The organism is Rhodococcus sp. T2V (assembly GCF_029269925.1).
GTDB classification, from domain to species: domain Bacteria; phylum Actinomycetota; class Actinomycetes; order Mycobacteriales; family Mycobacteriaceae; genus Rhodococcus_F; species Rhodococcus_F koreensis.
This window is the reverse complement of the sequence record NZ_JARJBD010000349.1, coordinates 1-638: the sequence shown is the minus strand read 5'-3', so window position 1 is coordinate 638 and position 638 is coordinate 1. Positions and strand designations below refer to the sequence as shown.

General features: G+C 67.2%; 3 protein-coding genes. 1 reads left to right on the top strand and 2 read right to left on the bottom strand.

Translation table 11 applies throughout. The features are described 5' to 3' along the window. Nucleotides 1-195 (bottom strand): hypothetical protein (locus P3H15_RS54305; protein WP_276144872.1); only part of this gene is annotated, 195 nt, incomplete at its 3' end. Between P3H15_RS54305 and P3H15_RS54300 the strand changes: the two genes are divergently transcribed. Then, nucleotides 158-271: a helix-turn-helix domain-containing protein gene (locus tag P3H15_RS54300; RefSeq protein ID WP_346348895.1), complete on the top strand. Its 114-nt coding sequence runs from the start codon at nucleotides 158-160 to the stop codon at nucleotides 269-271. The genes P3H15_RS54305 and P3H15_RS54300 overlap by 38 nt on opposite strands. 2 nt (nucleotides 272-273) lie before the next feature. Here P3H15_RS54300 and P3H15_RS54295 read toward each other — a convergent pair. Beyond that, a partial coding sequence (locus P3H15_RS54295; RefSeq protein ID WP_276144870.1) for a hypothetical protein occupies nucleotides 274-638 on the bottom strand: 365 nt, incomplete at its 5' end.

The window sequence follows — 638 nt, the reverse complement described above, 5'->3', positions numbered from 1 at the left end:
GTCGAAACGGTGCCATCGAAGTACCGACCCCCATTGGGGTTGCCGCGTTTGTGATGGTGGTGCCGAAAACAGCACTGCGAGAAAGTCTCTCGAGAGGATGAAATATCTCACGACTCGCCCGTCGAGGATCCACGGGCTGACCATCAGCGCCGGGAAGATGTCGGGCATGTGGTCGACCGACTCGTTGGCCAGCATCAAACTCGCCGACCTTGACGCCATCTGCACCGTGCTCGGCTGCGAGGTCGGCGAACTACTTCCCCGAGCCCGATAAGGTCACTCGCCCGGTCGGCCACGAGCCCGAGGGTCCGCCCGCTGCCGCCTCATCCGGCGGGCCCGCGGTGGCCCCACGGGCAGGAACGGTCGCTCGCCGACGCCAAAGCCGCCGGGAAAACCGCAGTCTCCGAACCGTTTCTGCGTCGGGTGCGCAGCCAGCAGCTGTTCTTCGTCCGCATGCACCGCGACCACCACCGCATCCCCGGACGAGCACGACTGAGCAAGGGCGGCACGCGAGGACGGCGCCCCAGACCCCTGGGTCCCGAGCGCCGAGATCCCACAGGGGCCGGGGTTCAACTCCATCTCCCGCTCGATATTCGCCGCGACTACCGCCGTTTCGACCGCCGGCGGGACGCGGACCTGAC

Coding starts and splice junctions, on each gene's coding strand:
- P3H15_RS54300 (WP_346348895.1), top strand. CDS start 158: ATGTCGGGCATGTGGTCGACCGACTCGTTGGCCAGCATCAAACTCGCC.